The organism is Novosphingobium sp., assembly GCF_049240505.1.
Taxonomy (GTDB): Bacteria; Pseudomonadota; Alphaproteobacteria; order Sphingomonadales; family Sphingomonadaceae; genus Novosphingobium.
On the sequence record NZ_JBMLSM010000155.1, the window covers coordinates 1 to 5,930 of the forward strand.

At 63.9% G+C, this 5,930-nt stretch carries 5 protein-coding genes; 2 read left to right on the forward strand and 3 right to left on the reverse strand.

Annotation, left to right across the window (positions count from 1 at the left end; genetic code table 11):
* A partial coding sequence (locus ACOVQ0_RS12750; protein WP_421885011.1) for an MFS transporter occupies window positions 1–270 on the forward strand: 270 nt, incomplete at its 5' end.
* An 18-nt stretch (window positions 271–288) separates the two neighbouring features.
* Here ACOVQ0_RS12750 and ACOVQ0_RS12755 read toward each other — a convergent pair.
* From ACOVQ0_RS12755 to xylB, 3 genes are all read right to left on the reverse strand, one after another.
* Complete coding sequence (locus ACOVQ0_RS12755; protein ID WP_421885013.1) at window positions 289–1,362, reverse strand: AI-2E family transporter; 1,074 nt, start codon at window positions 1,360–1,362, stop codon at window positions 289–291.
* A 275-nt stretch (window positions 1,363–1,637) separates the two neighbouring features.
* Entirely contained in the window at window positions 1,638–2,945 is a 1,308-nt protein-coding gene (gene xylA / locus ACOVQ0_RS12760) for a xylose isomerase (protein WP_421885015.1), read from the reverse strand.
* 13 nt (window positions 2,946–2,958) lie between these two features.
* Entirely contained in the window at window positions 2,959–4,401 is a 1,443-nt protein-coding gene (gene xylB, locus ACOVQ0_RS12765) for a xylulokinase (protein ID WP_421885017.1), read from the reverse strand.
* Between the two features lie 201 nt (window positions 4,402–4,602).
* Between xylB and ACOVQ0_RS12770 the strand changes: the two genes are divergently transcribed.
* The coding region (locus ACOVQ0_RS12770) for a diguanylate cyclase domain-containing protein (protein WP_421885019.1) at window positions 4,603–5,930 on the forward strand (1,328 nt) is incomplete at its 3' end.

The window sequence follows — 5,930 nt, forward strand, 5'->3', positions numbered from 1 at the left end:
AGCTGGGGCCCGGTGATGTGGGTCATGCTGGGCGAGATGTTCCCCAACCAGTTGCGCGGATCGGCGCTGGCGGTGTGCGGGCTGGCGCAGTGGGGTGCGAACTACGCCGTGGTGCAGAGCTTCCCCGCGATGGCGAGCGGGCTGGGGCTGGCGGAAACCTATGTGCTCTATACCGGCAGCGCATTCATCAGCTTCTGGCTGGTCAAGGCGTTCCTGCCCGAAACGCGCGGCAAGGAACTGGAGCAGATGGAAGGCTGGGGCGGGCATTGATTACGCCACCTCATTCGGTCACCCCGCTTCCGGCGCTTTCGGCACCAATCGCTGTTCGGTGAGAATCTGCCACGCGGTGATGAACAGCGCGCCCACCACCGGGCCGATCACGATACCGCTGAGGCCCATCAGTTCGATCCCGCCCAGCGTGGTGACCAGCACCAGCCAATCGGGAATGCCGGTGTCGCGGCCCACCAGCATCGGGCGCAGGATGTTGTCGGCAAGGCCGATCACGATCACGCCCGATGCGATAACGACTGCGCCCTGCCAGATCGCGCCCGTGGCGAAGAGGTAGATCGCCACCGGTCCCCAGACGATAGCCGGGCCGATAGCGGGCAAAAGCGCGGCAATCGCCATGATCGCGCCCCACAGCAGTGCGGCGGGCAGGCCGACGATGGCAAATGTGATCGCGCCGAGCATTCCCTGCACCAGCGCGACGACGACTGATCCTTTCAACGTCGCGCGCACGGCGGCGACGAAGCGTTCGACCATGCGGGTCGCCACGCTGTGCTCCAGCGGCAGGGCGCGGATGATCGTGGGGCCAAGGATGTGGCCGTCTTTCAGCAGGAAAAACGTGACGTAAAGCCCGACGCCGAAGGCCAGCACGAAAGCGGCGGCGTTCGCACCGATGGTCAGCGCGCGTTGCGTGATCATGCTGGCGCTGTTGCTGAGCGATTCCGCAATGCGGTTCTGCGCCAGTTCGAACGTGCCAAGCCCGGCATTGGCCAGCATATCCTGCACGCGGGTGGGCAGGGCATCGTGAACCTGCTGGAAATAGAGCGCGAAATTGATCTGCCCGGACTGGATCTGGGTAAAGACGCCTGCGGCCTGCTCCACCACCATCGTGCCGATCAGCATGGCGGGAAGGATCACCGCAAAAGTGATGATCAGCAGCGTCATCCCGGCGGCAAGGCTGCGCCGCCCCGGCCAGCGTTCCAGCAGGCGCTGGTTCAACCAATCGAACATGAGCGCGGCCAGCGCCGCCCAGAGCAGTGCGGTAAGGAAGTTTGCCACGACCAGAACAAGGGCCACGGTCACCAGCACGAGCATCAGGATAAAGCCCCCGCGCTCGACCTTGCTTCTGTCTATCATGGTTCCCCCTTGGCATGTCGCGCATCACAGATGGTCGTTCGCGCCTTCGCTTGCAAGCGAAGGGGGGGCGACCTGTGATGCGTGGATGCCAAACGCCCGCCGGGGTGTGTGGTTTCCTGCAGGCGGGGAAAGACGCACAGTTCCGCACTTCATCGTCACCCCGGCGAAGGCCGGGGTCCATCTCTCCTCCGCGCGCTGTGGGTGGGGTCGAGAAATGGATCCTGAAACAAGTTCAGGATGACGAAGTAGTCTCTTCAAGACTTTTGGTAGGTTAATCAGAAGCGGTTGAGCATGTTCTCCAGCCATTCCTGACGGCCCGATACCGGCGCGGGGCGCAGATCGCGGGCCACCGCAAGATCAGCGATTTCGGCAAGGCTGGACGTGCCAATGGTCTGGCCGAGTTCGCCCTGCCAACCGGCATAGCGTTCCGCCCGGAAGGCATCGATGCGGCCATCGTTGATGAGCGCTTCGGCGCGCAGGAGCGCCTTGGCGATCACATCGACCCCGCCGATGTGGCCGTGGAACAGGTCTGCCGCGTCAACTGACTGGCGGCGAACCTTGGCGTCGAAATTGAAGCCGCCGTCGGTGAAGCCGCCTGCGCGCTCGATTTCGATGCAGGCCAGCGTCAGTTCCTCGACCGAGTTGGGGAACTGGTCGGTATCCCAGCCATTCTGCGGATCGCCGCGATTGGCATCGATTGAACCGAAGATGCCAAGCGCGCGCGCCATCGCGATTTCGTGTTCGAACGTGTGGCCTGAAAGCGTGGCGTGATTGGCTTCGATATTGACCTTGACCTCGTTCTCAAGCCCGAAGCGCTTGAGGAAGCCGAAGACGGTCTGCGTATCGAAATCGTACTGGTGCTTGGTCGGTTCGTGCGGCTTGGGTTCGATCAGGATCGTGCCGTTGAAACCGATCTTGTGCTTGTGTTCGACCACGAGCGACAGGAAGCGGCCGAAGTTTTCCTGCTCGACCGCCAGATCGGTGTTGAGGATCGTGTCATAGCCTTCGCGGCCACCCCACAGCACATAGTTCGCGCCACCAAGGCGGTGGGTTGCTTCCAGCGCATCGCGCACCTGGCTTGCGCCCCATGCGTAGACTTCGGGGCGGGGGGAGGTGGCGGCACCGGCAAGATAGCGCGGGTGGCCGAACAGGTTTGCCGTGCCCCACAGCAGCATGCGGCCATGCTTTGCCTGCAGTTCCTCAAGATGATCGACGGCGCGCGCAAAGCTGGCGCGGAATTCGCCGATGCTTTCGGCAGGCGCCATCACATCGACATCGTGGAAACAGTAGAACGGCAGGTCGAGCTTTTCGACGAAGGCGAGGGCGGCTTCGCGCTTTGCACGGGCGGCGTTTTCGTCCTGCGGGCCGTTCAGCCACGGGCGGTCAAACGTGCCTGCGCCGAACACATCGCTGCCGGGCCAGCAGAAGGTGTGCCACATGCACACGGCAAAGCGCAGGTAATCTTCCATGCGCTTGCCAAAGACCACGCGGTCCTTGTCGTACCAGCGATAGGCCAGGTCGCTGGTGCTTTCAGGCCCTTCGTAGCGAACGGTATCGAATGCGTCGAAATAGGATGCGGACATTTGATGGTACTCCTTAGATGGCGGCAAGCGCGGCATAGGCGGCGCGGAAACGGGCACGTTTGGGGGTGAGCACTTCGGCAAGGGCGGCGTCGGGTTCGATCACGGCGCGCACCGGTGGACGGGTGCAGACTTGTGCCGCGCTGGCCCCGGTTACGCCGATCTGGGCAAGGCGGGCCGCGCCAAGGGCAGGGCCAACTTCGCCACCATCGAGATAGACGAGGCGCACACCCAGCGCGGCGGCAAGGATGCGGCCCCAGTGGACCGAGCGCGATCCGCCGCCGATGACGCAGAGTTCATCGATCCGGGTGCCTGCGCTGCGCAGCGCGTCGATCCCGTCGGCATGAGCAAAGGCCACGCCTTCGAGCACGGCGGCGGCCATTGCGCCGGTGGCGCTTTCATTGCCGAGGCCGAGGAAGGCGGCGCGGATGTGCGGATCGTTGTGCGGGGTGCGTTCGCCCGAAAGATAGGGGAGAAACAGTTCGCTTCCCGCTTGCACGCCATGCTGCTCTGCCAGCGCGAAGAATTCTGCCGGGCCGGGCACGTTGCACGCCTTTGCCGCCCAATCGATGCACGATGCGGCGGAAAGGTGAACGCTCATCTGGTGCCACACGCCGGGCAGGGCGTGGCAGAAGGCGTGGACAGCCTGCGCCGGGTTGGGGCGGAACTGATCGTTGCCGACGAAGATTACGCCGGATGTGCCGAGCGAGAGCATTCCCTGCCCTTCGCCGGTCACGCCAACGCCCAGCGCGCCTGCGGCATTGTCGCCCGCGCCAGCCACCACGGGCACCGTGCCCATGCCCCACACGCTGGCCACGTCGGCGCGAAGCTGGCCGGTCACTTCCGGCCCTTCATAGAGGCGGGGCATGTGGCTTTCATCAAGGCCGGTGGCGGCGAGCATGTCTGCCGACCAGCGGCGCTGGCCCACATCGAGCCACAGCGTTCCGGCGCTGTCCGACATGTCGCTGGCTTTTTCGCCGGTCAGCGCAAGACGCACATAGTCCTTGGGCAGCAGCACGCTGCGGACTTGCGCGAAGACATCGGGTTCGTGGCGGCGCACCCATTCCAGCTTGGGCGCGGTGAAGCCGGGCATCATGATGTTGCCGGTAATTTCGCGGCTGCGCGGCTGCGCGGCCTCCAGCGCGGCACATTCGGCAAAGCTGCGCCCGTCGTTCCACAGGATCGCGGGGCGCAAGGGCGCATCGTCTGCACCCAGCAGCGTGGCGCCGTGCATTTGCCCGGCAAGGCCAACGCCCTGAACCGCAGCGCGAAGGGCGGGATCGATGGCCAGCACGGCATGATGCGTGGCGGCAACCCAGTCAGCCGGGGCCTGTTCCGACCAGAGCGCCTGCGGGCGCGATACGGCCAGGTCTGCGGTCGCTTGGGCCAGCACCTCTCCGCTTTCGGAAAGGATGACAGCTTTCACCCCGCTCGTGCCGATATCCAGCCCCAGGAACATCGCAATCCATCCTCTCTGCCCGACCGCTTCACACGGCGATTGAGGTGTTATGATAGCGCTACCTTTTGCGATTCGCAATCGCCGGGTTGGCGGCTCGATAAGCAGCCATACCTATCTCCATTTCCGCGCTATCTTCAGGAAAGGTGGCCACGGTCCGCCGCTTAACCAATCCTCAAGGGGTGGTGGGCGAAAAGCTGCAAGATGCGGGCACTGCTGGATTTTTTCAGGCTGGATACCAGCGACGCGGAGTTGACGCGCGCGCAGTTCCGCTCGTTTTCCAAGCATATGCCGCTGCTTTATGCGATTCTGGTGTGCAATGCGCTGGCGATCACGTTCACATCGTTCGATTCGGGGCAGATCGTAAAGACGCTGCTGACGCCGATGGCTATCTGTGCGCTGGCGATTTCGCGCGGGGTCTGGTGGCGGCAGCAGGCAGAGCCGGAACAGCTTTCCGACGCGCATATCGTCCAGAGCTTGCGCCGCACCTGCTGGCTGGCGGTGCTGATGACGCTGGCGTTCGAGGCGTGGTGCATCTGGGTGTTCGAAGGTGCGGACGCCTATGCCCGCAGCAATGTGACCTTCTTTCTCGGCCTGACCGAAGTCAGCACGGTGTTTTGCCTGATGACGCTGCGCGCGGCGGCAATGCGCGTGGCTGTGGTCAGCACGTTTTCATTCGCGTTCTATTTTTCGTGGGTCGATGGCGGCCATCTTCTGCCGCAAACGCTGGTGCTGTGCCTTGTCAGTGCAGGGATGGTGGTGGTGACGCATCGCTATAACCTGTCGTTTTCAGAACTGATCCGTTCGCAGCGCACGTTGCGGATGCGCCAGCATGAAACCGAGAAGTTGAGCGAGGAAAACCGCCGCATCGCTTTCAGCGATCCACTGAGCGGGTTGCCCAACCGGCGTGAACTGCTGGCGCGGCTGGACCGGTTGGAAGCGCGAAGTGATCTTCCGCGCGATAGCCTCGCCGTGATTTTCATCGACCTTGACGGGTTCAAGGCGGTGAACGACGAACATGGACACCAGGCGGGCGATGCGCTGATCCGCAGCGTGTGCGTGCGGTTAAGCCAGCATTGCCCGCCGCAGGCCACACTGGCGCGAGTGGGGGGCGACGAATTTGCCGTCCTGCTGGAAACATCCGATGCGCAAGACGCCGCACTGCGGCTGGCGCACGCGATGCTGGAAGAGATCGCGCTGCCGGTGCTGGTGGACCGGCATGTGCTGCAGGTGGGTGGTTCCATTGGCGTTGCGGCCAATATCGATACGGATGGCCGCCCGCGCGAACTGCTGCGCCGTGCAGATATGGCGATGTATCACGTCAAGACGCAGGGCAAGGGCAAGGTCGCGATCTATGACGCAGGGTTCGACGAGGGCCGTCTGCGCCGGTTGGAGATCGAAGCGCAGATCGGGTCAGGCCTGAGCCGGGGCGAGTTCGACGTATTCTACCAACCCATCGTCGATGCGCAGAGCGGCAGGATCGTTTCGGTCGAAGCGCTGCTGCGCTGGCCGCGTCGGCCGCAGAGGCCGCT

Excerpts from the sequence above, each read along its gene's own strand:
- ACOVQ0_RS12755 (WP_421885013.1), bottom strand. The coding sequence starts at position 1,362 with ATGATAGACAGAAGCAAGGTCGAGCGCGGGGGCTTTATCCTGATGCTC.
- xylA (WP_421885015.1), bottom strand. The coding sequence starts at position 2,945 with ATGTCCGCATCCTATTTCGACGCATTCGATACCGTTCGCTACGAAGGG.
- xylB (WP_421885017.1), bottom strand. The coding sequence starts at position 4,401 with ATGTTCCTGGGGCTGGATATCGGCACGAGCGGGGTGAAAGCTGTCATC.